General features: G+C 61.2%; 23 protein-coding genes. 14 read left to right on the top strand and 9 right to left on the bottom strand.

Going from position 1 to position 24452, the window contains the following annotated elements; translation table 11 throughout:
* The first annotated feature begins 317 nt into the window (after window positions 1–317).
* The 5 genes from def (at window position 318) to miaB (ending at window position 4475) form a co-directional block, all read left to right on the top strand.
* Window positions 318–905, top strand: a complete 588-nt coding sequence (gene def / locus NG895_RS17730) for a peptide deformylase (protein WP_252853854.1) — start codon at window positions 318–320, stop codon at window positions 903–905.
* 135 nt (window positions 906–1040) lie between these two features.
* Window positions 1041–1469: a hypothetical protein gene (locus NG895_RS17725; RefSeq protein ID WP_252853853.1), complete on the top strand. Its 429-nt coding sequence runs from the start codon at window positions 1041–1043 to the stop codon at window positions 1467–1469.
* Window positions 1470–1566: 97 nt separating this feature from the next.
* Entirely contained in the window at window positions 1567–2502 is a 936-nt protein-coding gene (fmt, locus tag NG895_RS17720; RefSeq protein WP_252853852.1) for a methionyl-tRNA formyltransferase, read from the top strand.
* Between the two features lie 248 nt (window positions 2503–2750).
* A complete protein-coding gene (locus NG895_RS17715) occupies window positions 2751–2939 on the top strand; it encodes a hypothetical protein (protein WP_252853851.1) in 189 nt (62 codons plus the stop codon).
* 108 nt (window positions 2940–3047) lie between these two features.
* Window positions 3048–4475 (top strand): tRNA (N6-isopentenyl adenosine(37)-C2)-methylthiotransferase MiaB, encoded by a 1428-nt coding sequence (miaB, locus tag NG895_RS17710; protein ID WP_252853850.1) that lies wholly within the window; start codon window positions 3048–3050, stop codon window positions 4473–4475.
* 66 nt (window positions 4476–4541) lie between these two features.
* Here miaB and NG895_RS17705 read toward each other — a convergent pair whose 3' ends face one another.
* The gene (locus NG895_RS17705) at window positions 4542–5852 is read right to left on the bottom strand and encodes a basic secretory family protein (RefSeq protein WP_252853849.1); all 1311 of its coding nucleotides are present in this window, start codon (window positions 5850–5852) and stop codon (window positions 4542–4544) included.
* 199 nt (window positions 5853–6051) lie between these two features.
* On the opposite strand from NG895_RS17705, the gene NG895_RS17700 reads away from it, so the two are divergent.
* The 5 genes from NG895_RS17700 to NG895_RS17680 all read left to right on the top strand — a co-directional run bounded on the left by NG895_RS17700 (window position 6052) and on the right by NG895_RS17680 (window position 9579).
* Window positions 6052–7038: a hypothetical protein gene (locus NG895_RS17700; RefSeq protein WP_252853848.1), complete on the top strand. Its 987-nt coding sequence runs from the start codon at window positions 6052–6054 to the stop codon at window positions 7036–7038.
* A gap of 90 nt (window positions 7039–7128) precedes the next feature.
* Window positions 7129–7857, top strand: a complete 729-nt coding sequence (locus tag NG895_RS17695) for a MotA/TolQ/ExbB proton channel family protein (RefSeq protein ID WP_252853847.1) — start codon at window positions 7129–7131, stop codon at window positions 7855–7857.
* An 83-nt stretch (window positions 7858–7940) separates the two neighbouring features.
* Window positions 7941–8519: a hypothetical protein gene (locus NG895_RS17690; RefSeq protein WP_252853846.1), complete on the top strand. Its 579-nt coding sequence runs from the start codon at window positions 7941–7943 to the stop codon at window positions 8517–8519.
* A gap of 38 nt (window positions 8520–8557) precedes the next feature.
* Window positions 8558–8974, top strand: a complete 417-nt coding sequence (locus tag NG895_RS17685) for an ExbD/TolR family protein (protein WP_252853845.1) — start codon at window positions 8558–8560, stop codon at window positions 8972–8974.
* Window positions 8975–9135: 161 nt separating this feature from the next.
* Window positions 9136–9579 carry an ExbD/TolR family protein gene (locus tag NG895_RS17680; RefSeq protein ID WP_252853844.1) on the top strand — a complete coding sequence of 148 codons (444 nt, stop codon included), beginning with the start codon at window positions 9136–9138 and terminating at the stop codon, window positions 9577–9579.
* Between the two features lie 200 nt (window positions 9580–9779).
* On the opposite strand, the gene hisS is transcribed toward NG895_RS17680, so the two are convergent.
* From hisS to NG895_RS17665, 3 genes are all read right to left on the bottom strand, one after another.
* Window positions 9780–11102: a histidine--tRNA ligase gene (gene hisS / locus NG895_RS17675; RefSeq protein WP_261361294.1), complete on the bottom strand. Its 1323-nt coding sequence runs from the start codon at window positions 11100–11102 to the stop codon at window positions 9780–9782.
* Window positions 11103–11258: 156 nt separating this feature from the next.
* Window positions 11259–11741 (bottom strand): hypothetical protein, encoded by a 483-nt coding sequence (locus NG895_RS17670; RefSeq protein WP_252853843.1) that lies wholly within the window; start codon window positions 11739–11741, stop codon window positions 11259–11261.
* 131 nt (window positions 11742–11872) lie between these two features.
* Window positions 11873–12319 (bottom strand): YkgJ family cysteine cluster protein, encoded by a 447-nt coding sequence (locus NG895_RS17665; protein WP_252853842.1) that lies wholly within the window; start codon window positions 12317–12319, stop codon window positions 11873–11875.
* A gap of 197 nt (window positions 12320–12516) precedes the next feature.
* Between NG895_RS17665 and NG895_RS17660 the strand changes: the two genes are divergently transcribed.
* From NG895_RS17660 to NG895_RS17650, 3 genes are all read left to right on the top strand, one after another.
* Entirely contained in the window at window positions 12517–13248 is a 732-nt protein-coding gene (locus tag NG895_RS17660) for a class I SAM-dependent methyltransferase (protein ID WP_252853841.1), read from the top strand.
* Window positions 13249–13600: 352 nt separating this feature from the next.
* Window positions 13601–14185: an HdeD family acid-resistance protein gene (locus NG895_RS17655; RefSeq protein ID WP_252853840.1), complete on the top strand. Its 585-nt coding sequence runs from the start codon at window positions 13601–13603 to the stop codon at window positions 14183–14185.
* A gap of 570 nt (window positions 14186–14755) precedes the next feature.
* The gene (locus NG895_RS17650) at window positions 14756–15481 is read left to right on the top strand and encodes a hypothetical protein (protein WP_252853839.1); all 726 of its coding nucleotides are present in this window, start codon (window positions 14756–14758) and stop codon (window positions 15479–15481) included.
* A 361-nt stretch (window positions 15482–15842) separates the two neighbouring features.
* Here the strand turns inward: NG895_RS17650 and NG895_RS17645 are convergent, their stop codons facing one another.
* The 3 genes from NG895_RS17645 to NG895_RS17635 all read right to left on the bottom strand — a co-directional run bounded on the left by NG895_RS17645 (window position 15843) and on the right by NG895_RS17635 (window position 19364).
* A complete protein-coding gene (locus NG895_RS17645) occupies window positions 15843–17225 on the bottom strand; it encodes a sulfatase-like hydrolase/transferase (protein ID WP_252853838.1) in 1383 nt (460 codons plus the stop codon).
* A 74-nt stretch (window positions 17226–17299) separates the two neighbouring features.
* Entirely contained in the window at window positions 17300–18568 is a 1269-nt protein-coding gene (locus NG895_RS17640; RefSeq protein WP_252853837.1) for a DUF1963 domain-containing protein, read from the bottom strand.
* A gap of 58 nt (window positions 18569–18626) precedes the next feature.
* Window positions 18627–19364 (bottom strand): hypothetical protein, encoded by a 738-nt coding sequence (locus tag NG895_RS17635; protein WP_252853836.1) that lies wholly within the window; start codon window positions 19362–19364, stop codon window positions 18627–18629.
* Between the two features lie 189 nt (window positions 19365–19553).
* Between NG895_RS17635 and NG895_RS17630 the strand changes: the two genes are divergently transcribed.
* Window positions 19554–20219 carry a hypothetical protein gene (locus NG895_RS17630; RefSeq protein ID WP_252853835.1) on the top strand — a complete coding sequence of 222 codons (666 nt, stop codon included), beginning with the start codon at window positions 19554–19556 and terminating at the stop codon, window positions 20217–20219.
* Between the two features lie 67 nt (window positions 20220–20286).
* On the opposite strand, the gene NG895_RS17625 is transcribed toward NG895_RS17630, so the two are convergent.
* Both NG895_RS17625 and NG895_RS17620 read right to left on the bottom strand, forming a co-directional pair.
* Complete coding sequence (locus NG895_RS17625; RefSeq protein WP_252853834.1) at window positions 20287–21450, bottom strand: tetratricopeptide repeat protein; 1164 nt, start codon at window positions 21448–21450, stop codon at window positions 20287–20289.
* A gap of 186 nt (window positions 21451–21636) precedes the next feature.
* On the bottom strand, window positions 21637–24054 hold the full coding sequence (locus NG895_RS17620) for a hypothetical protein (RefSeq protein WP_252853833.1): 2418 nt from the start codon (window positions 24052–24054) through the stop codon (window positions 21637–21639).
* Window positions 24055–24452 lie beyond the last annotated feature (398 nt).

Raw genomic sequence — 24452 nt, 5'->3', positions numbered from 1 at the left:
AGTTTAGCGGTTATTGGCGTTCCTAACCTCTTCTTCGCTCCGTGTGCTCTGAGCTCTCAGTGGTTGTCCCTGGGAGTTCTTCGCGGTTGATTCTCGGCGGTCAGTCTGGCTGCCAGGGTAGCGGCTACGCCGCAACCCTTCGCTGGGAGCCGAAACGCCTTCGGCGTAGAAGTGTCAGCTCTCTGGCTGTGCGGTTTTCCTGTGATTGGGCATTGGGTCCTTCGTGATTGGTCATTCCCCAAGGTCTGCCATTCTCCTCCGTATTTCCCTATAATTGAGCGTTTCCCCATCCGCCTACCGCTTTTCTCTGTTCTCGCATGCCTCTTTCCATCATCCATTACCCGCATCCGACGCTCCGCCACAAGTCGCAGCCCATCCGCCGCGTCGATCGCGAGCTCAAGACCTGGGTGGCTGAGATGTTCGACCTGATGTACGAGCACGAGGGCGTGGGGCTGGCGGCCAACCAGGTCGACTTGCCGTATCGGATGTTTGTGATGAACCCCACCGGCAACAGCCAGGAGAAAGACGCCGAGCAGGTCCTGATCAACCCGGTGCTCTCGAAGATGAAGGGGCAGCAGGAGGGGAACGAGGGCTGTTTGAGCATCCCCGGCGTGCACGCCGACGTGATGCGGGCCAAGACGCTCCACGTCGAGGCGTTCGACCTGGCGGGAAACCTGATCGAAGCCGACCTCGATGGCTTTGCCGCCCGTGTGGTGCAGCACGAGAACGACCACCTGGATGGCATCCTGTTCATCGACCGCCTGAGCGACGGTAACCTGGCCGAGATCCGCGGGCTGATCGACGAATTCGAAGTCGACTTCCAAAGCCGCCTGGCCACTGGCGAAGCACCGACCGAAGAGCAGGTTGCCAAGAAGCTGGCGGAGCTCGAGCGGTTACGCACGTAGTCGTACCAACGGAATTCATTCCGTTGGCGGAGTTTTCTTGGCCGTAAGAAATCAGTCGCGGATTGGCGCGGATTTGGCAGGATATACGCGGATTAGGTGTGGGGAGCATTTGCGATCTTTAGTTGGGGGGAAGCGATGGACGATGCGAAGCTCATCGAGATAGCCGAGACGTTAGAAACAGAGAACGATTTGAGCGACGCGCGGAGCAGGGTGGCACGCGGACACCCTCCGAACTATGTGTTTCCTCTGGCCAACCGTGCTGGCTATATTCGCTTGGCAGCATGGTTTTTGCGTGCGGCGGCATTGCCTTCTAAGGCCGTGGAGGGTGCGAAGCAAGTATTCATCGACGAATCGTTGCAGCAGATATTGCTCGACAAGAACGATCTGCATATCGACTTTCTGGGACGTGATGAGGACTTGCCGGGTCCTTCAGTCAGTCCTTCCGTGGTTCGAGAGGGTCTGGGAACTTTCGTGAGCTTTGCGGTGTGGGCTCTAGGCATAATTATCTTTGTCCTTGGTGTGAGGTCACTGCTACAGATACTCGGCCTGCTGGTCGGACCGTGAACCACTGTCGCTGATCTGCGTCTATCCGTTACAATCCGCGCTAATCCGCGTCGAGTTCTACTAACCAACGGAATATATTCCGTTCTACGAGGTATTAATGAAGCTTGTGATGCTCGGAACTGGACCCTTCGCTGTGCCCACGCTGCGGGCGCTGGCTGCCGGTCCGCATGAAGTGCTGCTGGTGGTCTCCCGGCCGTTCAAGGGGCGTAAGAACGCGCCGAAGCCGCCGATGCACGACGCGGCCGCAGAGCTCGGCATCGAGTTGTGGACTCCCCCGAGCGTGAACCTGCCGGAGTCGATCGAGCGGCTCGAGTCGCTTGGGGCGGATCTCTTGGTGGTGTGCGACTACGGCGAGATCTTGAAGCCTGCCGCGCTCGGCGCGACAAAGCTGGGCGGCGTGAACCTGCATGGGTCGCTGCTGCCGAAGTATCGCGGCGCGGCGCCGGTGCAGTGGGCGGTCCTTAGTGGCGACGCTGTGACCGGCAACACGGTGATCCAGATGACCGCGGGACTCGACGCGGGACCGTGCCTGGCCCAGCAGAAGGTGGAGATCGATCCCGACGAGACGGCCGGCCAGCTCGAAGAGCGTCTTGCGGATCTTGGCGCGGAGGCCGTGGTCGAGGTGGTCGAGAAGCTGGCCGCCGGCACCGCCGAACCGGTGGAACAAGAACACACCGCCGCCAGCAAGGCGCCGCGGCTGGCGAAGCAGGATGGCCTGGTCGACTGGACGCTGTCGGCCGGGGAGATCAAAAACCGCGCGCGGGCGCTCTCGCCGTGGCCCAGGACGTTCAGCTTCTGGCAAATTGAAGGTCGCGAGCCATTGCGGGTGGTAATCGACCGCGTGCAAGTGGAATCAGAGATGAGCATTGATTCGCTGTCGCCCGGAGAAACGCAGAGTGAAACTGGCCGATTGTTTGTGGGTACCGGGGCGGGGCTGCTCGAGATCCTCGAACTCCAACCAGCCGGCAAACGCCTGATGCAAGCAGCCGAATTTCTGCGGGGGTACGCCGGCGGGCGATTCGTGAGCGAGTAAGTAAAGCAATAGCCCCAAAAAAGGCACCATAAGGCACAAAGAGGCTCGCAAGCTTTACGGTTTTCGTGCTTTTTTGTGCCTCTTCGTGGCGAACTGAGGCCATTGGGTTAGCTCTGCGAATCTGACCGGGCTCGAGGACGAGCCGACTTGCTCCGGCGATCCGCAATTCCCCTCGCGTCGACCGGGGGGTATTGAGTACCATAGTGGGTCGCCGCAATTTGGATCCCCACAGGCAGGAGCCCCCCTCGATGGAACGCTGGGACATCGCACTGTTCGTCATCGCCGCGGTGGTGGCGGTCGGCACGCTGGTGCGATTGATGCGCCGCCGCCGCGATCAGCTGGTGGCCGACATCCAGCAGCAGTTCGAAGAGCATCGTCGCCGCCAGGCCGAGTTCGAAGAGGAACGCAAGAATCGCGAGCGAGAAGGCGCGGCGTGACGCGGTGCGTTGTTTCACGACGAGGTGTAGCTCGTTGGCTATGCGCGAACCATTTTACTTAATCTCTCACCGATCTGCCCGCGGCTAGCGCCGTCGGCCAACTTTGCAATGCCGAAGCTTTATATCGAAACCGTTGGCTGCCAGATGAACGTGCTCGACAGCGAGCTGGTAGTCGCTGCCCTGCGCAAGGAAGGCTACGAGCTGACCAGCGACTCGGCGGCCGCCGACACCGTGATCTTCAACACGTGCAGCGTTCGCGAGCACGCCGAGGAGAAGATCTACAGCGCACTGGGCAGGCTGAAGAATGCCAAGCAGCAGAATCCCGACAAGGTGATCGGCGTGATTGGCTGCATGGCGCAGAATCACCAGCGAACCGTCTTCGAGCGCGCACCCTACGTCGACCTGGTCGTTGGCCCGGGCCAGTTGCACCAGGTGCCCGAGCTGATTCGCAAAGTGCAAACCACCGGCGACCAGCAACTCGAAGTGAGCCTGGGCCGCAAGGAAGGTAGCCGCACCGAGATCGCTCGCAGCCACGAGAGCTTCGACCCGCTGCGCGACCCCACGATGCGGCCCACGCCATTCCAGGCGTACGTCCGCATTCAGATTGGGTGCGACAAGTTCTGCACCTACTGCATCGTGCCGAGCGTCCGCGGCCCGGAACAAAGCCGCCACCCCGAGGACATCCTGGCCGAGGCGCGGCAACTGGCCGGCGAAGGGTGCAAGGAGATCACGCTGCTGGGGCAGACCGTCAACAGCTACAAGTACAACGAAGGCGAGCAGACCACGCGGTTCAGCGACTTGATTTACTCGCTTCACGATGTCGACGGTATCGATCGCATCAAGTTCGTCACCAACTATCCCAAGGACATGACCGACGACCTGCTTGAAGCGGTCCGCGACCTGCCGAAGTGCTCAAAGTACCTGCACGTGCCAGCCCAGAGTGGCAGCGACGCGCAGCTCAAGGCCATGCGTCGCGGCTACACGGTCGGCGAGTACCGCGAGATGCTCGCCCGTACGTACGAGATGATTCCCCGTGTGGCGGTGACGAGTGATTTCATTGTCGGCTTCAGCGGCGAGACCGACGAAGACTTTCAGATGTCGATGGACCTGGTCCGCGAGTCGCGATTCAAGAACAGCTTTATCTTCAAATACAGCGAGCGCCCCGGCACCAAGGGCGCGCAACATCTGCCGGACGATGTGCCCGACGCCGTAAAGCGGGCGCGCAACAACGAAATGCTGCAGCTGCAGAACGAAATCAGCGAGGCGGACAACCAGCGATTCCTGGGCGAGGCCGTGCAGGTGCTGGTCGAGGGACCAAGCAAGGCCGCCGCCAAGAAGGAAGCCGAACTCGGCGCCGTGCCCCTGCAGACACAGCTCACGGGCCGGACAATGTGCGACCGCATCGTGGTGTTCGACGGCAACCGCCGCCAGATTGGCGAGACCATCGACATTGCGATCTACGACGCCAATGCCCACACGCTGTTCGGCACGGTGGTCACCCAGCACGTCCAGCCGGAACTGGTAACGTTGGGGTGAGCGTCGCCAGGCTACGTTGCCGCAGACTGGCGACGCCACATGTTCTATGGACGCAGTGACTGGCGATTAGTTGCCACCGCTCTGCTGGCTTTCGCCAAACGCAGTCCATAATTCCGGTGCTGTCTTGCCGGTGAGTTCCTTCCAAATGTCCGCGTCGTAGCGGCCCTCGCGCATCGCGGCGTTGAGTTTCGGCAGGATCTCTTCACCATGCTCGGCGACCACGTAGTTCAGGAACGCGCCGGTCACGCGATAGCTGTCGTCGTAGTTGTCGCGACTGAAGTTCACTCGCGGCCGCTGGCTCTCGGGTTCGTACATAAACCAGCGAATGTAGTCGCAGACACCTTCGACCAACCAGCCCGGATTGCGGCGCGAGCGATACTGCTGCACGACGTGGCACAATTCGTGCACCACGGCGCCGGCGGCTTCGCCCTTCAAGTTGCGGCTGAACCATACGCCTGCACAGTGAACGTCGCGCCCTTGCGTGTAGGCCACGCCGTTCATGTTGTTGCGGAAGTAGATGGTAAACTGTGTGGGCGCCTCGAAGTTCTCGCTCGGCAGCATTTCGACGATCTTGGGATACCATTCTCGGCACACCGGCTTGAGCACTTCGTCGACCCAGCCGCGAAGTTCCGGCGCGCCGGTAGTGTCGAAGTAGATCTCGTACTTGTCGTCGATGACTATCGAATCGACTTGGCCCTCGTTATCGGGCTGCTCATACTCGTTGCCATCCACCACGTCGATTTCGGTATAGAACGTGTTGCCAAAGCGATGGTCGGGTTGCGACTTCTCGACGTCCAGCAACAAGTAGCGGTAGTTGCCCAGTGCCTGTCCGTTGCCGCCGGAAATGCTGACACCAATCTGTCCTGCATTGCCGCCATCGGTGTTGTGGGTATCGATATCGGCCACTTTGGTCCAGCCGTACCTGCTGGGGTCGTTGCTGCCCGCGCGACGGAGTCGCCCACCGCGGGCATCGTCGCCGGCGGCCCACAGCGTATAGACCTGGGCCGCCCGGGCGCCTGTGTGCCACGAGTAGGTGTTGAGCTGCTTGATGTCGATCTCGCGGCCGAGATCCAGCATCACTCGGCCACCCTCGCCGCGGAAGAAGAAGCACTTCTGTGGATCGTCGTCCTGTGTTGCGAGCTCGCCATCGACCAGCGCGGTAAGCGGTTGCCCATTGGGGTCCCGCGTACCGTCGAGCAGGGTGATTCGAGCCAGGTTGCCTGCATCCGACGACGAAGGAGCAGGAAGATTTTCGAACTTGAAGGTGGGGCGGGCTTCGCCTACTGGCCGCACCTCGATGGTTACCTCGACTTCGCCCTGGACAACGCCGGGGCACACAAACAACAACAACCAACTGCAGACGCTAAGCAAGCGCATAGAATTCTCCCAGTCGCAACATGCGAACTTGCCGAGCAGTTCCGAACCCGGCACACGGGGGCAGTACCCAGTAGTGTAGTTGCTGCCGAGCGCCGTGACTAGCAACGCTCCGCACGTGGGGGAATGTCCGCCTTGCCAAGCTCGCGGGAAACCTCGAAACTAGGCTTTTCCCTGCCATTTGCCCCTTGCCGCCACGCCCATGCTCCGCCCAGCCATCTCGATCGTCGGATGCCTGCTCGCCAGTTGGGCCATGGCCGACACGGTCACGCTGTCGTCGGGCGACGATGGTCAGGGCCGCATCGAGATTTCCGGCACGGTGGTCGACTGGACAGGGCAGCAGATCACCATTCGCAACGCCAGCGGTGCCGAGCGAAAATACCCAGCCGAGCGGGTGCGGGAAGTCGATACCAAGTGGCCCGAGGGGTACCAGCAGGGCACCGACGAACTGGCCGAAGGCAACTATTCTCGGGCAGCCGAGCTGTTGGCCGCGGCCGCCCGGGCCGACCAGCGCCCCTGGGGCCGGCGTCTTGCCATGCAGCAGCTGATGAAGTGCTACGCCGGGTCGGGCGACGCTGCCACGGCTGGACGGCTGCTAGTGGAGCTGGCCAAGAGTGACCCGGCCACCCCGGCTTTGGAGCGTGCCCCTTTGGCCTGGCACGCCAGCACCCAGGTGGCCCCCGCGGTGGTCGACGAGTGGCTCGCCAGCGACCAGCCGGCCGCCAAGCTGCTGGGAGCCAGTTACTCGCTATCGGGCAGCAAGCGGGCCGCGGCACTCGCCGCATTGGCGGCGCTCGCTCGCAGCGGCCACGAGCAGATTGCTCCCTTGGCTGAGATGCAGCAGTGGCGCACCGAAGTGGTGACCGCCACGAAGGCGGACGTCGAGCGTTGGCAACAACGTCTGGCCGCGTTCCCCAATGCACTGCAGCCGGGCGGTTGGCTGGTCGTCGGCGACACCTGGCGACAATTGCGCGAGACGGACGCCGCGGCTCTAGCGTACCTGCGCTCGAGCATGCTGGCCGAACAGCAACCGCAGCTTGCAGCCGCCGCACTGTTGCGCGCGGCGAAGGTGCTAGGTTCCGGCGGACACCAGGAGGAAGCCAAGCGGCTGGCCACGCGATTGGTGCGCGAGTACTCCAAAACTGCCGCAGCAGCCGAAGCGAAGGATATGCTACAATCGGCCGAATAGTTGGATTTCGAAGCGTTGCGCCCCCGGCTTCCACCTTACCACCCATGGCCTCAAACAAGGACGTTTCGATTGCTTCGCACACGCTTTTCGATGTTGCTTGCCGCAATGCTAACGGTGCTAGCCGCGCCAGTGGCCCTGGCTCAGCAACCTCCACAGCCTGATCCCCCGGTGGCCGGCGACTCGATTTCGGACATCATCTTCTCCGGCGGCATCGTCGGATTCCTGATCGTTGCGCTGCTGCTCCTGCTGTCGATGGGCGGGCTGGCGCTGGCCGTGGAGCACGTGATTACGATACGCCGCAGCGTGCTGATGCCCGAGGAACTGGTGACGCAGCTCCGCGAGTTGCTTTCTCAAGGACAAGTGGGCCAGGCCGTACAGCGCTGCGATGCCACGCCGTGCGCGCTGGCGTCGATGATGAAAGCGGCGCTAGTGGAAGCCGAGTCGGGCTGGGCCGCCGTGGAGAAAGGTCTGGAAGAAGAGACCGCCGAGCAAGCAGGGCGGCTGTTTCGCAAGATCGAGTACCTCAGCGTGCTGGGAAACATCGCCCCCATGGTCGGCCTGCTGGGCACGGTTATCGGCATGATCATGGCCTTCCGCGAAGTGGCCGATACGCAAGGCGCAGCCCGCGCCGGCGAGTTGGCCTCTGGCATTTATCAAGCGCTCGTCACCACGGTGGGCGGCCTGTTGATCGCCATCCCGTCGCTCGCCGCCTACGCTGTGTTCCGCAACCGCGTGGACGGCCTGGTCGCCGAATGCATGGCCACCGCCAAAGGACTGTTGGTCCCGGTGAAACGGGCACTGTTGAATCGTAAAGCGTGAGGTGCGAATTTAACCACGGAGGGCACGGAGATTGCCCGCGAATTCACGCGAATGGTCGCGAATTATTCTTGCCGAGGATCGAGATGTTCCCCGAAGGGGATTCACAACAGAGCGAGGGGCAGCGCAGCGCCGCTTTTTCCTCAACAAACGGCGAGCCAGGCGCCACCCTGGATGAAGATGAGAGAACTGACTTGTACTCAGAGTTCACAAACCTCGACATCGATTGTTGGAAGCACGGTCACAAGCTCGGGCACGCGGAACCCTGCATCTGCATGAAAGCCTCAGCCGAGGGCATTCAGCCGTTGCTGGATGCCACCGATTTGCTTAAGGATAATTCTGAACTGGATAAATTGAAATTGACTCTCCGCAAGTTCAACCGCGGATCCAGCATCACGAGTCTCACAGTGCGTCAAACCCCAGCCTGTGATGAGTTGCTGGAGATGTGCCTGTCGCTCCAGGGAACAAACGCTGAGTTTGAATTCACACCCGAAGGGATGGGCCTATTTCGAGAAGCATTAAAAAACTGGCGACAGGGCGTTAGCGATTTCTGCTGTAATCCCAATATCGATCGTGCGAAGAAGCATCGCAAGAAAACTAGAATCGCTCCTCGCGACCTCGAGTCGGGCGAAGTTTGGTTTTGGTCGCCGTTTATGGATCCGTAACTTCCTCCGTGGTTAATCTTCCCAGTCTCTAGAACCCAATGACCAGCGCCCGCTATCGCAAGCCGATTTCGATGAACATGACGCCGATGATCGACGTCGTGTTCCTGCTGATCATTTTCTTCCTCGTGAGCAGTCACCTCGCGCAGCAGGAGACACAGCTCGAACTCGACCTGCCCTTAGCTTCGACCGGCGACGAGCTCACCGAGACGAAAACCGAGCGGGTGACCATCAACCTCAAGGCCGATGGTACCGTGCTGCTGGGAGCGGGCGCCACGACGATCGACCAACTCGACACCCGCCTCGCCTACGAACACGACCGCGCCACGCTCCCCATCGAAGTCCGCATCCGCGCCGACTCGACAATTCCCTTCGGCGAAGTCAAACCAGTGCTCGTGGCCTGTGCTAAAGCGGGCATCTGGGACGTGAGCTTCGCGGTGGTGGAGGAGGGACAATGACCAAGTACACTGCCACGAAACACTGCGCTGCTCGGCGCGCCAAGGCGGAAGGCAGAAGGCGGAAGGCGGACGCAGAGCGTACCTTATTCCTCCTTCCCCCTTCCACCTTCCTCCTTCGGCAGATCGCGTGCGTATGTTTGGCAAGGGAGGTTTAAACCACCATGTCCTCCTGGCGTCATCCCCGTTTTCGGCAGCAGTCGGGCGAGTTGTCCATGACGGCGATGATCGACGTGGTGTTCCTGCTGCTCATATTCTTTGTTTGCACGGCCAGCTTTCAGGCGGTCGAGTTGGTGCTGCCGTCGAACTTGTTGGTAAGCAGCAACGCCTCGGTGGATGTGCCGATCGAGCCGCCAGACGACTTAGAGCGAATCGTCGTCGAGGTGGCCACCGGGGGGGATGGCATTACGTGGCGGGTGAACGATCAGCCCTGCGCGTCGCGCGCGGAGCTCGCCGAACTGCTGGGCGCGATCGCCAGCGTCGACGCCTCGCTGCCGGTGGTGGTCGACTGCCAGGACGCGGTACCGCTAGCCGAAGCCATCACGGTGTACGACCTGGCCCGCTCGCTGGGGCTGGCGAAGGTGCAGTTTGCAGCCGATGCGGAGTAGCCATTGTCCTGCACAGATTAGTCGCGGATCTGCGCGGATTTTACCGGATTAGCGCGGATCAGAGTGAATTGACAACCAGTGATCGAGCAAAGTGACTCGATTAGTAGAGACTCAACATCGCGATTGTACTTCTGAACGGCGTCCATCCGCTCAAATCCGCGCGATTAGCCGCGTCTAATTCTCTCCGCCTAAGTCAACTTCTACTTTCCCGCCAGAATTTTCTCGATCTCACCGGCGGCTGCTTCGAGTTTGACCGTCGCGCTGGAGCCGTCGGCCAGGTTCTTCACCTGGCACTCGCCGGCTTCGATCTCGTCGGGCCCTGCGATCACGGCCACTCGGTGGCCACGTTTGTCGGCGTACTGCAGTTGTTTGCCGAGCTTCTTGGGCTCGTTGTACAACTCCACCCGCAAGCCGGCTGAGCGGAGATCGTTCGACAGTTTCAGCAGCGGGCCCAACAGTTCCTCGTTGAACAGCGGTACGAAGACTTCGGCCGGTGTGCGGACTTCTGGCACCATGCCGAGTTCTTCCATGGCCGACAGCAGACGGTCGAGACCCAGCGACGCACCAATTCCAGGTAACTTTTGCTTGGTGAACATCTGGGCCAGGTTGTCGTAGCGGCCGCCGCTGGCCACGCTGCCGATGTCGGGCAGTTGGGCGAGCGTGGTCTCGTAGATCATGCCGGTGTAGTAATCGAGCCCGCGGGCGATCGACACGTCCAGCTTCACTCGCTCTGGCGAAACGCCGGCGGCAGCAATGCCGGACAGTACCTCTTCGAGCCGCGCCAGGCCCGCTTCGCCCACCTCGCTGCCAGCGACCATCGGCTTGAGTTGCTCGAGCACCTGCTCGTTGGGACCTTCGAGCGCCGCGAACTGCAGCACTTCGCCAGCTTGCTCGATCGAGGCGCCGGCGGTCTCCTGCATTTCGGCGGCTACCTTCTCGGGGCCGATCTTTGCCAGCTTGTCGATGGCTCGTAGGACGTGCGTCGATTGGTCGGCCAGGTCCAGCGTTTCCAGCAGCCCGTTCAGCACTCCGCGGTGATTCACCTGGATGGTGAACGCGTCGGCAAAGCCGATCTTGGTCAGCAGGTCGTGAATCACCAGGGCGGTTTCGATGTCGCTCGCTTGCGATTCGGTGCCGATGGTATCGAAGTCGCACTGCATGAACTCGCGATAGCGACCCCGCTGCGTGTTCTCGCCCCGCCAGACGCTGGCGATGTGGTACCGCTTGAACGGCAGCCCCAACTGCTGCGCGTACTGGGCCGCAAACCGGGCCAGGGGCACCGTCAGGTCGAACCGCATGCCGACCTCGCGCCCGCCGGCGTCGGTGAACTTGTACAACTGCTTGTCGGTTTCGTCCGAACCCTTGCCCGCCAGGATCTCCAGGTACTCCAGCGCCGGCGTATCGATCGGCGCAAACCCGTACGAACGATACACACCGCGGGCGGTCTCGATCAGGTGCTCGCGGGCCAGCATCGCCTGCGGCAAGTAATCACGAAAACCTTTAAGCGTACGGGGCTGGATCATTTGGGAGGGTGGAGTATTGAGGGGTCGGGGGGCAGGTACAAAGCGACCAGCCCGCGGCGGAAGCCGTGGGTTTATGGTAATCCATCGCGGACTAACGCTGATTTTAGCGGATCGACGCGGATTGAGGCAGGCAGCACCAATAGACGCGAATTGACGCTATTCGGTTCGCTTGCCGATCGAGATGCGGCCCTCAGGCGCGCCATATAACCACCATGTGCCAGTGGGAGCTGGCTCGAGTGTGCCGGACAACAGCTGGCGAATAGCCTGCCCAAGCTCAATGACTGGCGCGGTGTGATAGCCACCATGTCCGCGATCGAACACGCCTTGCCCTTCAAGAATGTTCCACCCGGACATCTCTTCTGCCGTGAAATGCCCGTGCTCGGCGAGCGTTCGGCAAGCTTGCTGCAGCAGGTCGTCGACGGTTGCGAATTGATCCTGAGACCAATCGTCGTCCAAGTACAGTCCGCAGTCAGCAACAACAGCGTTGAATCGCCATTGCTGAATCAGCTTTTGAAGCCAATCCGATTCCGTACCAAGCGAAACGGCGTGATCGATCACCTGTTTGAAGAGCATCCCGAGCGCGACGTCGTACGCCCAGAATCCATCTCCTCTGAACTCAACAAAGGCGGTCTTGGACATGTTGAGATTAGCGCAGGATTAACGTTCCCCAGGAATAAGATCCGTGTTCATCCGCCCCGATCCGCGCAAATCCGCGACTGATTCACGAACCCTCGGCTTCCGCCGCGGGCTAATGTCTATCTTTGCTCGCCTTAGGCGACCACTGGCAGCAGGTCCGGTTTGGGGCTGCGGATGCTCTTGCCCTTCGACTTGTAGCAAGCTTCGGTGTATTCCCACACCTGCTCGTGCGTCTCTAGGTAGAAGTCGTAGGTCCAGTCTTCGTCGTATTCGCAGTTCTTGAAGCTGTAGTCGCGGCAGATTTGCGGGCGGCGTTCGTAGATACCGCAGCGGTAGTCGTCCTGCAGCTTCTCGCACACCGTGTGTACCAGTAGGTACCAGTCTTCGTCGTCCTTGAAGAACGTGGCGTTATGGTGCAGCACGATCCAGCGGATGTACTCCATGTCCTCGAAGCAGTCGGGCGTCTCGTAAGGCACCGCGATGTAATGGCAGCACTTGGCGGTGCAGAACTCGCACAGGTTGCCATCCTTCGGCAAGTCCTCGCGTTTGATCTGTTTGGTACCGAAAGCAACAGCAGACATAGTTGGAAACTGGAGTTGGAGGATTCGAAATAGGCGATGACCTGCGTGTCATCGGAAAAAATGGATAACAGCGGATGATGGCGGATTGTAACGAATCGGCGCGGGTTTGGGAAATGATGAACCTGGGGAGCCGAAAAGTGTCGTGGTATAGTTTTGTCGCCCGTTCCCAAGGAGCCCCCCTCGCCGGACGAGATGCCATGCCGACGCCCCTGGATCAGAAGTCGTCCACCGAAACCATACGCCAGCGGTTCGATGCCGATGTCGAGCGGTTTTCTAATCTCGAAACGGGCCAATCGGCCACCATCGACGCTCCGCTGGCAATGGAACTGATCACCCGGGCGGCCATTGCCAGTACGCCCAGCATTGGCCATGTGCTGGATATTGGTTGCGGGGCGGGCAACAACACCTTGAAGCTGCGGATGGAACTGGGCACCGACTTCGACACCACGCTGCTCGACCTTAGCGAACCGATGGTCGTGCGGGCAGCCGAGCGTGTGGGCAGCGTGAACCGCGGAACGCAGCACACGGTGGTGGGCGACTTTCGCACCGCCGAGTTGCCATCCGACACGTACGACGTCGTGCTGGCGGCAGCCGTGTTGCATCACTTGCGGGACGACGACGATTGGCATCAGGCGTTCGCGAAGATCTACCAACTGCTGCGTCCCGGCGGCAGTGTCTGGATCACCGACCTGGTGACCCACGAGTTGCCCGCCGTGCATCAGATGATGTGGCAGCGGTATGGCGAGTATCTCACTTCGCTGGGGGGCGACGAGTATCGTGAGCGAGTGTTCGAGTACATCGACTTCGAAGACTCGCCCCGCCCAGTGACCTATCAGCTCGATCTGTTGCGGTCGGTGGGCTTCGCGCAGGTCGACTTGCTGCACAAGAACTCCTGCTTCGCGGCGTTTGGAGCCGTCAAAGGTCCGTAGCAAAGACTGCGTCGCCAATCAGCGCAGTGCCCTTGTGATGGACCGCCAGCCAATCTCCCATCTGGCAGTGAAGCCGGCTGCTAGCTCTGCCGAGGGGCCGTGGATGGATCGATAGCGACGGATGTAGCGATCCTGCTGCTGGTACTTGTTGTACAAGCTGCGCGGGCGCTCTCTGCGGGACCATGATTCTCACCAAGTCCCCTGCGTGACAGTCGCAGGACAGGTCGGCGGAACAAACTGCTGGTTGTCAAGGAAGAATTTGACTGGCTGCAAATTGCGACCCAAAGTTACTCGGGGCAATTTGGTGCATCGCTTCACATTGCGCAGACTACCGTAAACAAAGGGAATCGTTATGTCGTTTGATAGCTCGTTGATTGAATCGCAGGAACTGCGGAAAGCATGGGGCTGGTTGGTTGCGTTAGGCATCGGCCTGATTCTGGCCGGCCTGGCTGCCATTAGCTCTCCCTACATGGGCACCCAGATCATGGTGGTCCTGCTCGGTATTTTGCTGATCGCAGCCGGCATCGCCCAACTCGTGAGCACCTTCCATTGCAGCGGCTGGAGAGGCGTGATGCTGCATCTGCTCGTTTCGATTCTCTACTTAGTGACCGGCTTCCTGGTGCTCGAGAAACCGTACAAGGGGGCTATGGGACTTACGCTGATCCTGGCTGCTTTCTTCCTGACCACGGGTTTGATCCGCATCGTGGTGGCGCTCAAGGAACGTTTCCCCGGGTGGGGCTGGGTGCTGTTGAGTGGTGCGGTGACCGCGCTGTTGGGCATCATCATCTGGCGGCAATTTCCCGACTCGGCTGAATGGCTCATCGGCCTGCTGGTCGGCGTCGACTTGGTGTTCGGTGGCTGGATGTGGGTGATGCTGGGCTTCATGTTCCGCCAGATCCCCAAGCACGAAGCACCTACCAGCACCGGCACGATGTAGGCACTCGCGTCGACACGAGTCCGCACCGGACACGTCACCACGACGAGACGACTTAGCGACCCCCGCTCGGGGTTGGTTGCCCAGTCGTTTCGTCGTGGTTTTTTTGTTGGCCGATGTACCGCTGCAGTCACTGCTACCGGCACCCGGTCGCGGCAGCGTGGCTCTTGAGCCGTTTCGAATTGTCCATTGCTGGCACGCCGCGAAGTCGTACGTGTTGTAACGGTTGTGCGGCTCGTACCGTGCGGCAATCGACGGTTTGTCGTAGGCGTGCAGTTGATTGCAGGCCGGGCCGTGATATTGTTACAGCGGAACAGCAATATCCCGTGCGCCACGGTGCTACGAACACTTACCCCATTGATGGGCCTGGCGCACATTCCTAGTCATCCTGCGTAATACACCGGCAACTCTGATTTCTCCCCTCGTCGGTTGTTCAGTCGGTTTGGATCGTTGAATTTGCGCTGCTCGCCTTGCGCGCATCGCTGGAAAACGAACGTCGATCTGTACCCTCAGCACCCACGGCTGAAGGTAAGAGCTTCTTTCCCTTACGAGAAAAAGAAACTGAGGTAAACGATGAAACCTGCCCTGTACTTTGTTGCGCCGCTGATGGTCGGGGGTTTGATGCTGGCCCAGGCTAGCACCGCCCAGCCGTACACCGTGTACTCTCCGCAGACCACGTTTGCCGCTGGTCCGGCGTGTCAGACCTGTCCGCCCCCGGTGCCGCCGCCGGTGGTGGCCCAACCAGCACCGCGACGGTGTTGTATTCTGCGGTTCTGTGATTGGCTGTGTGGCCGCAACCGTCCCCAAACGACGATTGCCGCGATGCCGATCGTACAAGCGCCCCCGGTCACTTGCGCTCCAGTTTGTGCGCCCAGCTGCGGATGCTCGCCATGCGAGTGCGGCAACTGCCCCAGTGGCGGCAGCTTTGGCACGATGCCGGCGCCGTCGCTTTCGAGTCGCCCGGTCGCGCCATCCACTTACGCGGCTACGGCTCCCGCGAATTACCGCCCGTCGTATCCGGTGCAGCAAGCCAGCTATGCCCCCCCGGCCAGCGGCTATGCCCAACGGACGACTGCTTACGCTCAGCCGACAAGCACTTACGCCCAGCCGGCTCGCGGCTACGCCGCGCCGACGAGCACCTACGCTCCCCCGGCCAACACGTACGCCCAGCCCACTCGAACCTACGCCCAGCCCACTACCCCCGTGCGGCAGGTGAACTACACGGCCCAAGGCGCGCCGCAGAGCTACAGCCAGCGCGCTCCGTACCCGGCCGCCATGCAATGGGGCGCCGGACGTTAACACGCCTGGCGAGTTCCAGCAGGACAACAGCAACAACGCAGTGGCGAACCAAGGTTTGCCGCTGCGTTGTTTGCGTTCTGGATGGAGAGTTCATCAGTCGCAGATCTCCACCGACGTTGACGGATAGTCGCGGATCGGGCATCACGTGTCATCCTGAGGGAGCCTAAGCGACTGAAGGATCTACGTTGCCGAGCCCCCAATGTCGTTCATGTAGGAGCTCTAGGTACCAAGCTCCCCAAGTTGCGGCGTTTTCCAACCGGCTTGCCAGATTTCTCAGTCGGCGAGCCTCCTTCGAAATGACACGGTACTTTGTATCCGCCAAAATCCGCGCCACTCCGCGACTGATTCCTCCCCGACTCAATTACTCCACTGGCTGCCAATTCGTCAGCGGCGGCAGTTTGTCGCGGCCCACATCGTAGCGCGGCACCTGTTCGGCCGCCTGCCAGCTGAAGAAACGTTCGAGGCTTCCCTGCAGCCGCGAGACCACCTCGGGATAGTCCGCCGCCACGTCGGTTGTTTCGTGGGGGTCCTCGGCGATGCGGAACAGTTCGTATCGCGACTTTCCTTTCTTGGCATCTGGTGCCGGGCGGTGGGCGACCAGCTTCCACTCGCCCTGGTGCACGGCCAGTTTCTGCTGCCGGCCGCCGCCCTGGTCCTGGTAGGTGAACCACGGCCGGGGGTCGGCCGGTTCACCGCCCCGCATCGCGGCGAGCATGTCCACACCATCGAGCTCATTGGTCGGAGTTTGCGCGACGCCCGCCACGCTCATCACCGTGGGAAACACATCCAGGTAGCCCATCGCTTCGTCGATGCGGCCACCGCCCGTGATGCCTCCCGCGGGCCAGCGCACCGCCGCGGCCACACGCACACCCCCTTCGTAGGGTGTAAGCTTCGAGCCTCGTAGCGGACCGTTATCGCCTACCTGGGCGACGCCCCCGTTGTCGCTGGAGAACAGTACGAACGTATTGTCGGCATCGCCCCGCGCGTCGATGGCCGCCAGGATGCGGCCGATGTTCTGATCCAGACAATCGACCATCGCGGCGTAGGTTCTCTTCTTCCCTTTGCGATTCGGGTACTTGGCCAGATCCTCATCTTTGGCCTGGAATGGCGAGTGCGGTGCCGTGAAGGGCACGTACAGGAAGTACGGCTTATCGACAGGAACACTCTCGATGAACTCGATAGCCGCATCGCCAACCAGGTCGGTCACGTAACCGTCGGTGCGGTCGGGCTGGCCGTTACGATGCCAGTCGAGCTGCCCGTCGCGCTCGTGGGTGAAGTAATCGATGGCCCCGTTGTAGCAGCCCACCGCATGCGTGAATCCATTGGCCAGCGGCAACCATTTCTCGCGGCGATGCCCTAGGTGCCACTTGCCGATCACCGCGCGATGCTCGTAACCCGCGGTGCCGAGCATCTCGGCGATGGTCACCTCCGCCGGGTCGATGCCAAAATCCCGATACGGCGGCACCACGGAGCGCATCATGCCAAAGCGAAGCGGATAGCGACCCGTCATCAATCCAGCCCGCGTCGGCGAACACATCGGGCAGACGTAGTACCGCTCGAGCACGGTGCCCGAACTGGCGAGGCGATCGAGGTTCGGCGTCCGGATATCGCTGCCATGAAAACCAACGTCGCCATAACCGAGATCGTCAGCCAGCAGGATCACGATGTTGGGCCGCTCAGCGGCTTGGGTAGCAGCAGTTGCGGTGAGTAATAGAAGCGCGAGGGAGAGATGTTTCGGATGCATCAGTGTTGCCTGAATGGTTTGGAAATCAGTCGCGGGTCTACGCTGATTCTAGCTGATTTTCGCATATGAAATGTCTACGTTTGCTGGTAATTGGTGGCCGTCATGGGACAGGTGGTGCAAATGAACGTGTAGTAAGTTCCTTCACTGAGATCTTCGATTTCGGCGTGGTCAATTTGGGCCAGGAACATCATCGTTTGCGAGCAATTTGGGCACGTGGGGTACTCCGCATGTTGAACCCAGGTCGGATGGCCACCTAGCTGAGAGTAGGTGGTCGGCAATGTCCAGTCGGCTGCATGGAACACCGAACGCTCTGCTGCAATCTGTAGGCTATTCGTCGGCATACGGCTCCAGCTATCCGATTCGTCGGGAGTGTATGAGTCTGGCTTGCGGTTTGATTCCGACCATCGAGCCAAACCTGATTCATTGTAATCACCGTAGACCGTCGCAAACGCAGTGCATTCTTCACATGTACAGACTTGAATGTGCCCGACAGCCAAACTTCGGAGTTCCGATATATGTCCAAGGTTCAGTTCAAGCAGGTTTGTCAGAGTGTGGGACCCCCAGGGACACTTATCGTCACGGGGAGCGACAGCTCGGAATTCCTGCAAATCGGTTGATGGTCCCGCGCGCAATGCTAAGCATGTGGAAAAGTACAGGTCGCGTCGATCACCGCTGTGCGTCAGTTCCCATCCAGCAAACTTCGGAATGTCCTCTAGCTTCCACGAACCAGGTATCAACCAACCGGGTGGATTATCCCGCCAAAAGGTGAATTCACGCATCACCTCCGAATCGCCAATCCATGCTAGCGCCATTAGAATTACCAAGCGATTCTCATCGTCGGTTTCAACGTGAGCAAATAACTCGTCACGTAATTCTGCGGATGCGGTGCGGAATACAAAGCTGGGCCAGAAGTTTTTCCTTTCCACGAGTTTTCTCAAGCAACGTTCCAGATTAGCGTGTGTAAACGAGGCAAGCGAGCCGCATATCGCTTCGCCTTCGTCTTGGCGATCGGTTCCGAGGAGTGTCTCTGCATATTCTGCCAGACGAACTTGCTCCGCATCGCTTAAACTGAGATAGACTTGGTCGGCAGGAGTTGGATAAGGAATGTAATTGATCAGCGGATCGCGTGGTCGATCACTGTGAATGAGCTTGATGATTTCTACCGGGTCGTTTACCCCGTCGAACACATTCACATCTTTCCGATTGTCTCGAATAAACGCCTCACGCTCCGCCGCTTTTGCCTTCTGGTAGCATGGCATGCAAGGCCCCCCCGTCCGCTCTGCCGTAGAAGGCAAGATCATGTTCGAACAACCGGGATTGGTGCAAACGACTTTTTCAGGCATCGGACTTCCCTCCGCGTAAATCTGCTTAAATCCGCGCCAATCCGCGACGAATTTCTTCTCACCCCTCGTACATATAGAAGAATAACACTTTGGTTCTTTCTTTGTTGGCAATGATGGCCTGCGTGCAAAACGTGCCACACGACTCCTTCTGCTCCGTGGTGAGGTCTACCTCAAAGACGTCGAATGGTTCGAGATCGCGTAAATGAATATCCAGGTACTTTTCAGCGAGGTCATCGAGTCTCCCTGGCGAGCCCTTCTGGTATTCATGCGGCGCGAGCAACTTAGGGAAATCTTCCGGCGCAATCTCGAAGTACAACACCGTGTATTCACACAAGAGAGCCCACTGGCCGCCGACACGAATATTCTGCACCGTCGGAGGTATCGGGGAGACAACAAGTTGCTCGAAGCGATTTCGTGGCAATGAATCCCACGCGGGTACCGCAAGGATCACGATCGAAATAAGCACCGCGGGGGCGAGCCACACGGTCGTGCCGATGCTGCCAGGTCCTCGTTCCGATTTGTGGTAGACAAAACGCATCGCGTAGTGCCACACCACGATGAATAATAGCGTGATTCCCCACGGCACAAGCACGAGGAGTGATAGCGGCCCAAACCAAGGGATGACAAACAGAACCGTGAAGAACCCCCAGCCGAAACTCAGTATCTTCACCGAAGTCCACAGTCGCGGCTGCCGATCAGGCTTGGCCTCCGTTGTCACGTTCTCCGCCTGGTCGCTCATGAACCCGCCACACCGCGAAATCGAAATTGCACCATCGTCGACTATAGAATAACACAAACTGGCCCCCAATCAGAATGGAAGGCGTGGATCTGTTGTGCCGTAATGGGCTTCCTAACGATCCGCGACCATCCGCTTCAATCCGCGAAGAATTCCCTCCTTCCATCAAGTAGCGAACTTCTGCGGCCCGCGGTATAATCGGCGAACTTGCTTCGAACGTCTGAACCACCTGCTGGTGGAGGAGTCAGCATGTCGAACGGTTCTCTTTTCCGTCTGTTGATGGGCCTTGTTGTCAACACTGCGTTCCTTGCAACGACGCAGGCAGAGATTATCGAGGCAACTTTCCAGGGCGAAGTCACCTTTGTCGACACGGCGACCGAAGCGGCTGGTTCGCCTTACGACGAGATTGATCTCGGCGATCTGTTTACGTTGCGGTACGTGTTCGATTCGCTCACGCCCAACCTCACTCCTGGTGGCTCGATTGGCGACACGACGGCGCGCTATGCGGTGCAAGAAGTCGAAGCGAACATCGGGCCGTTCCATTCGTCCGTCATCCCCAACAGTCCTATCGAGGGACTCATTGTGGTGCGTGAGGGTTCGTCCGAGGACAGCTACCGAGTTGGCGCCGAGATTCCCGAAATGCTGTTGGGGTTTGATTTAGTCGTCGTGGCGATTCTCGAAGATCCAACGGCTACCGCCTTCTCAACGGCAGAACTACCGCTAACGCTAGACCTCGGCGACTTCGACACCGCCGTACTGCGTTTGGGGCAGGCGGGCTCGTTCCTTCCGCCCGCCGAACCGAGGCTGTTCGTCGAGGCCGACATCTTGGGTTTTGAAACTCGCCGAGTTCCAGAACCCTGCTCGCTGTGGATGCTCGCCGCGATGGTCTTCATGAGAATCCGCCGCCGGCGCTAGTGTTCGAGCCGCTCGTGGGATACTTCCGCCCTGGGTGGTAGAATCAGTCGCCGATCCGCGTCGAACTCTAATCCCCCAACCGCTCGTGCGCCTCTTCCGCCCACGGGCTCTCTGGCGCCAGATGCAGGAACAATTGCCAGTGCTCGCGGGCGTCGTCCGTGTGGCCCAGACGCTCCAGCGTCGTGGCCAGGTGGTAGTGGGCGTCGGCCAGCTGCGGGTTGGCGGCCAGTGCGCCGCGGAAGGCGGCCGTGGCGTTCTTCACCTCGCCCAACTCTAGCAGCACGCAGCCCAGGTTCACGCGGGCTTCATCGTATTCGTCGTCCAGCTCGATGGCCATGAAGTATCGCTCGCGGGCTGCGGCCAGGTCGCCCAGTTGGTACAGCAGGTCGGCCACCAGGAACTGGTCCTCGGCGTCCGCTTCGCCGGAGAGGAGCACTCCGCGGTAGACCTCGAGCGCGTCGGCCGGCTCGCCGCTGTCGGCCAGTTCCATGGCCGCGTCGCGCAGTTCGTCGGCCGTGGGCGGAGCGTCGGCCATGCCGGGATTGGCCACCTCGGGCACCGGCACCACTTCGGCAGGTGCGTCGAAGTCGATCAGCAGTTGGCCGCTGGGCTCGGTGAGTTCCGCGCCACGTCGCAGAAAGATCTTGCCTCCTTCGACCACGATCGACAGATCGGCCAGCGGGCGTTCCACGTCGGGAGCCAGCCTGGTGAGTTGCGCCATCTGGCGATCGATACTCACCAGCGACACGCCAGCGTGCACCAGTTCGGCCAGGCGGCGGGCCACGCGGACCTCGGCAAAGTCGAAGTACGGCAGCTTGCGAACCTCGCATGCCGGCTGCAAGTAGCCGCGGCGATGCCAGCGATGGATCGTGCGGGAGTCGACCTTGACCATTTCGCCCAGCAGCGCCGGCGTATACAGGCGGCTCACGCCTACCTCTTCGTCGACCAGCCCCACCCGCCGCCAGAGCTGCGTCTCGTCGACCAGCGTGACCAACCCACTGGCGAGCGCCTGCTGCACCACGGCGGGCAGATCGGCGGTGACACCAGCCATCGGCACCTCGTCGCCCTTGACGACCAGCGTGGTCGACTCGTCGGCCTTCTGCTGCAGTACCCCACCATGCGCGGCTACCACTTTGACGGCCTCCGTGCGCGACATACTAGCCAGCCGCCCAGCGAGCGCAATCCGTTCGCCGGCGAGTTTCGATTCGGTAGTGGTGGGCGACTCGTCCATGACCAGCAGTTTAACAGCGGCACGTAGGTCATGGGCAGGGGCGGGAATTCGCGGCAAGGAAAGCAGAGAATTCGCCGCGGATCGGCGAGGATTTGGCCGGCGTGTGTCATCCTGAAATGTTCCCCAGCGTAGCGGCGTAGCCGCAACACTGGATAGCTTCGGAACGGCACGCAGGTCGATCCGCGACTATTTCCGCCCACCCAACAACCGCGTCAGCTTCTCGAGCTTCTCCGCCTCGGCGCGGCGCCCGAGTTGGGTAAGGAGCTGGATGCGTGCCTGGCGGGCGCGGTGCCAACGGTCGGTGCCGCGGCGCGTAGCGGATTCGATCAGTGCGTACCGCGCGAGCGCTGCTTCGCGGTCGTTGGCCGTATCGCTAGCAGCCAATAGCTCGGCGTACTCTTCCTGGATGTCGCCGTTCTTGGGTAGCTGCCCCGTGAGCGATTCGTACAGCTGGCGGGCCTCCGCCTGGTTGGCCACGGCCGCCAGCGCCGCGGCGCGATAACGGTCGGCCGGCAGTTTCCAGGTCGAGGTTCCCTCGCCCGCGGACTTCACTACTTCCAACAGCAACTGGCCGAGCGCTGCCCGTTCGTTGCGGCGGGGTGTCGGGCTGCGGGCGTACTCGGTGAGCTGCGTCGTCAGGCGGTCGGCCAGGGCCTCGAGCGATGCGCCCGAGCCACCCCCTTGCGCGGTGCCCCGCAGCTGGTCCATCGCCTCGGCCGTCTTGCCACCAGCCACCAGGGCCATGGCCAGCACCGGCGCAGCGCGGTTCACGTACTCGGGGGGCGGCGGTGGTGGATCGTTCAGGGCCTTGGAGAGCAAGTTCTGAGCGTAACTGGCGTCGCCCGCGTCGAGCATGATGCGGGCCAGCTCCAGCGCCGTGGTACGTTGCGATTCGCTCCACTTGGCGGGCCAGCGGGCCGTGGCGCCCTGACCGACGATGGCTGGCTGCAGCTTGGTTCGCGCTTCGCCCACCAGTTGCAGACGTTGACTATTGTCGTCGAGCTCGGCGATGCGCTCGCGGTACGTGGTGGCCAGCAGCGCGATGGCCTCTTCGTAGTAGGGCGAGGTGGTGTCGACTTCACTCAGCACCGCCAAGGTGGCCTGCCACTGCCCGCGCGCAGCCAGCGCACTGGCCAGCCACCAGCGGACTTCGGCCGCCGTTTGTCCCATGGGCCAGTGTCGCAGATGCTCGCGGCAAAGTTCCAGGTATTCGGCCATCGCCTGGTCGGCCGCCTCGCCGGTAGAGCGGCGGGCCATCTCGGCCAGCGACAGAATGGCTTCGCGGTGATCGATGGCCGAGTCGTCGCGATCGATTGAGGCCAAAGCCAGTCGGCGGAAACGTGTGGCTGCCTGGTCGTAAACGCGCTGCCGTTGCATCACGGCCGCGGCCGAGCGTTCCGCGGCGAATGCCCGCGGGCGGTCCTTTTGCTGGCGATACAACTCGGCCGCCTGATCGTACGCCGCCACGGCCGCGGAGTAGTTGCCCGCGCGGTAAAAATGCTCGGCGGCCAACACCTTGCCTCCGGCGGTGGTCTGGTCGCCCGAGGCGGCAAACTGCTCGCCCACCATCGCCTCGGCCTGACGGACGTAACGCGGCGCGTGATTTCCGCGCACCACGGCCAACTGCGCTTCGATGGCTTGCGAGTCGCGCTGATTCTGCGACAGCAGCAGTTCCAGGTGCATCAGGTCCACCGCGGCCGACTTGCCCGGTGGCGTCGCGGCCAGCTTCGCCAGGGCCTGGTCGGTGCGACCGGCCGCCTGCAACAGTCGCGCTTCGGCGGCTAGCAATTGGTCGTCATACTCTGCAGGCACCTGCTCGGCACGCCAACTGGCGAGTTGCACGAGACCTTGTTCCGTTTGATTGAGTTCGGCCAGCGCCCGAGCCAGCGCCAATCGGGCCCGCCAAACCAGGTCGTCGGCCGGCGTGGCGGCCGCCAGGCGGGTGAGCGATTCGGCCGCTTGCTGCAAGGCGTTTACCCGGTCGGCCGAAGCCGGTGGATAGGTCAGCCCCTGCAGGCGGTACGCGCGGGCGAGTTCGATGGCGATGCTCCGCTCCAGCCCAGCCAGTTCGGTGGCGGAGAACTCGGCGGTGGTTCGCGACTGCCCCAGGGCCTGCTCGCGGCGGCGCTGCTCCACGTCGTCCGCGGCACTTTTCAGCAGAGCGATGGCTTGCCGCAGCCGGGTCTGCAACTGCTCGATCTCTGCCGGGTCGCTTCGACCCAGCGATTCGAGTTGCGTCAGCTCCGTCTCGGCCAGCAGGTTGAGTGCGTCCTGCAGCTCGGCCAGCAGGCTGTAGGGTTGCTTCGTTTCGATCCAGGGAGCGATGGCCTGATGCGCCGCTTGCCAGTGCTCCTGCCGCTCGATCGAGGGCACATCGTATGCTCGGGCCAACTCGACCAGCGAGTGCTCGATGGCCAGCTCCACCTCGCCGCGGGGATCCAGGTCGCCAGATGTCAGCCGCTGTCGGGCGTAGAGTTCCGCCAGGCGGTACATTTGCTGCTCGCGCAAATAGCCCATGTAGCGCTGGTCGGTCGAATCGCCACGGGCGACACCGCCGCACAGCAACGCCAGGGTGAAGAGCAAGATGGCAGATGGAGTTTTCACGCGCAGGTCGTAGGGAGGGACGGCTCGAGTTCACTTCCACTGTCGCCGGAAACGGTGCTTCCTGTCCAGAGCAGGCGCAACAATTGCCAGCCGCGTTTTCCATCGTACGCGCCGGACGCTCATCCGCTCGACTCATGCACCTCACGACGGGCTGTTCGTCGGCGGAGCGAGGTTCGCCGTCTTAGCTTGGGTAAGATGCGTTGTTTTTGCCAACGCAATCGATGCCAAGCACTTGCTCAAGCAGTGGATTGCCGAGAAACTGCTTGACTTTTGGCCATGCGGCGCGACAATGTCGCCAACGAGAGACATGTAACTCTAGCTGCCCCGCGTGTCATTGATGACGGCTTCTATTGGGTTCTGGATGGGATCGGCCTGGTGCCGTTCGGGGACACACGTGG

Source organism: Aeoliella straminimaris, from assembly GCF_024054565.1.
Taxonomy (GTDB): domain Bacteria; phylum Planctomycetota; class Planctomycetia; order Pirellulales; family Lacipirellulaceae; genus Aeoliella; species Aeoliella straminimaris.
Note: the sequence above shows the minus strand (reverse complement) of the source record. Positions and strands in the feature narration are given on the sequence as shown.

Coding starts and splice junctions, on each gene's coding strand:
- NG895_RS17660 (WP_252853841.1), top strand. CDS start 12,517: ATGCCGACGCCCCTGGATCAGAAGTCGTCCACCGAAACCATACGCCAG.
- NG895_RS17690 (WP_252853846.1), top strand. CDS start 7,941: ATGTTCCCCGAAGGGGATTCACAACAGAGCGAGGGGCAGCGCAGCGCC.
- NG895_RS17700 (WP_252853848.1), top strand. CDS start 6,052: ATGCTCCGCCCAGCCATCTCGATCGTCGGATGCCTGCTCGCCAGTTGG.
- NG895_RS17640 (WP_252853837.1), bottom strand. CDS start 18,568: ATGCCTGAAAAAGTCGTTTGCACCAATCCCGGTTGTTCGAACATGATC.
- NG895_RS17680 (WP_252853844.1), top strand. CDS start 9,136: ATGTCCTCCTGGCGTCATCCCCGTTTTCGGCAGCAGTCGGGCGAGTTG.
- miaB (WP_252853850.1), top strand. CDS start 3,048: ATGCCGAAGCTTTATATCGAAACCGTTGGCTGCCAGATGAACGTGCTC.
- NG895_RS17685 (WP_252853845.1), top strand. CDS start 8,558: ATGACCAGCGCCCGCTATCGCAAGCCGATTTCGATGAACATGACGCCG.
- def (WP_252853854.1), top strand. CDS start 318: ATGCCTCTTTCCATCATCCATTACCCGCATCCGACGCTCCGCCACAAG.
- NG895_RS17715 (WP_252853851.1), top strand. CDS start 2,751: ATGGAACGCTGGGACATCGCACTGTTCGTCATCGCCGCGGTGGTGGCG.
- NG895_RS17655 (WP_252853840.1), top strand. CDS start 13,601: ATGTCGTTTGATAGCTCGTTGATTGAATCGCAGGAACTGCGGAAAGCA.
- NG895_RS17670 (WP_252853843.1), bottom strand. CDS start 11,741: ATGTCCAAGACCGCCTTTGTTGAGTTCAGAGGAGATGGATTCTGGGCG.
- fmt (WP_252853852.1), top strand. CDS start 1,567: ATGAAGCTTGTGATGCTCGGAACTGGACCCTTCGCTGTGCCCACGCTG.
- NG895_RS17645 (WP_252853838.1), bottom strand. CDS start 17,225: ATGCATCCGAAACATCTCTCCCTCGCGCTTCTATTACTCACCGCAACT.
- NG895_RS17630 (WP_252853835.1), top strand. CDS start 19,554: ATGTCGAACGGTTCTCTTTTCCGTCTGTTGATGGGCCTTGTTGTCAAC.
- NG895_RS17705 (WP_252853849.1), bottom strand. CDS start 5,852: ATGCGCTTGCTTAGCGTCTGCAGTTGGTTGTTGTTGTTTGTGTGCCCC.
- NG895_RS17665 (WP_252853842.1), bottom strand. CDS start 12,319: ATGTCTGCTGTTGCTTTCGGTACCAAACAGATCAAACGCGAGGACTTG.
- NG895_RS17625 (WP_252853834.1), bottom strand. CDS start 21,450: ATGGACGAGTCGCCCACCACTACCGAATCGAAACTCGCCGGCGAACGG.
- NG895_RS17695 (WP_252853847.1), top strand. CDS start 7,129: ATGTTGCTTGCCGCAATGCTAACGGTGCTAGCCGCGCCAGTGGCCCTG.
- NG895_RS17725 (WP_252853853.1), top strand. CDS start 1,041: ATGGACGATGCGAAGCTCATCGAGATAGCCGAGACGTTAGAAACAGAG.
- NG895_RS17650 (WP_252853839.1), top strand. CDS start 14,756: ATGAAACCTGCCCTGTACTTTGTTGCGCCGCTGATGGTCGGGGGTTTG.
- hisS (WP_261361294.1), bottom strand. CDS start 11,102: ATGATCCAGCCCCGTACGCTTAAAGGTTTTCGTGATTACTTGCCGCAG.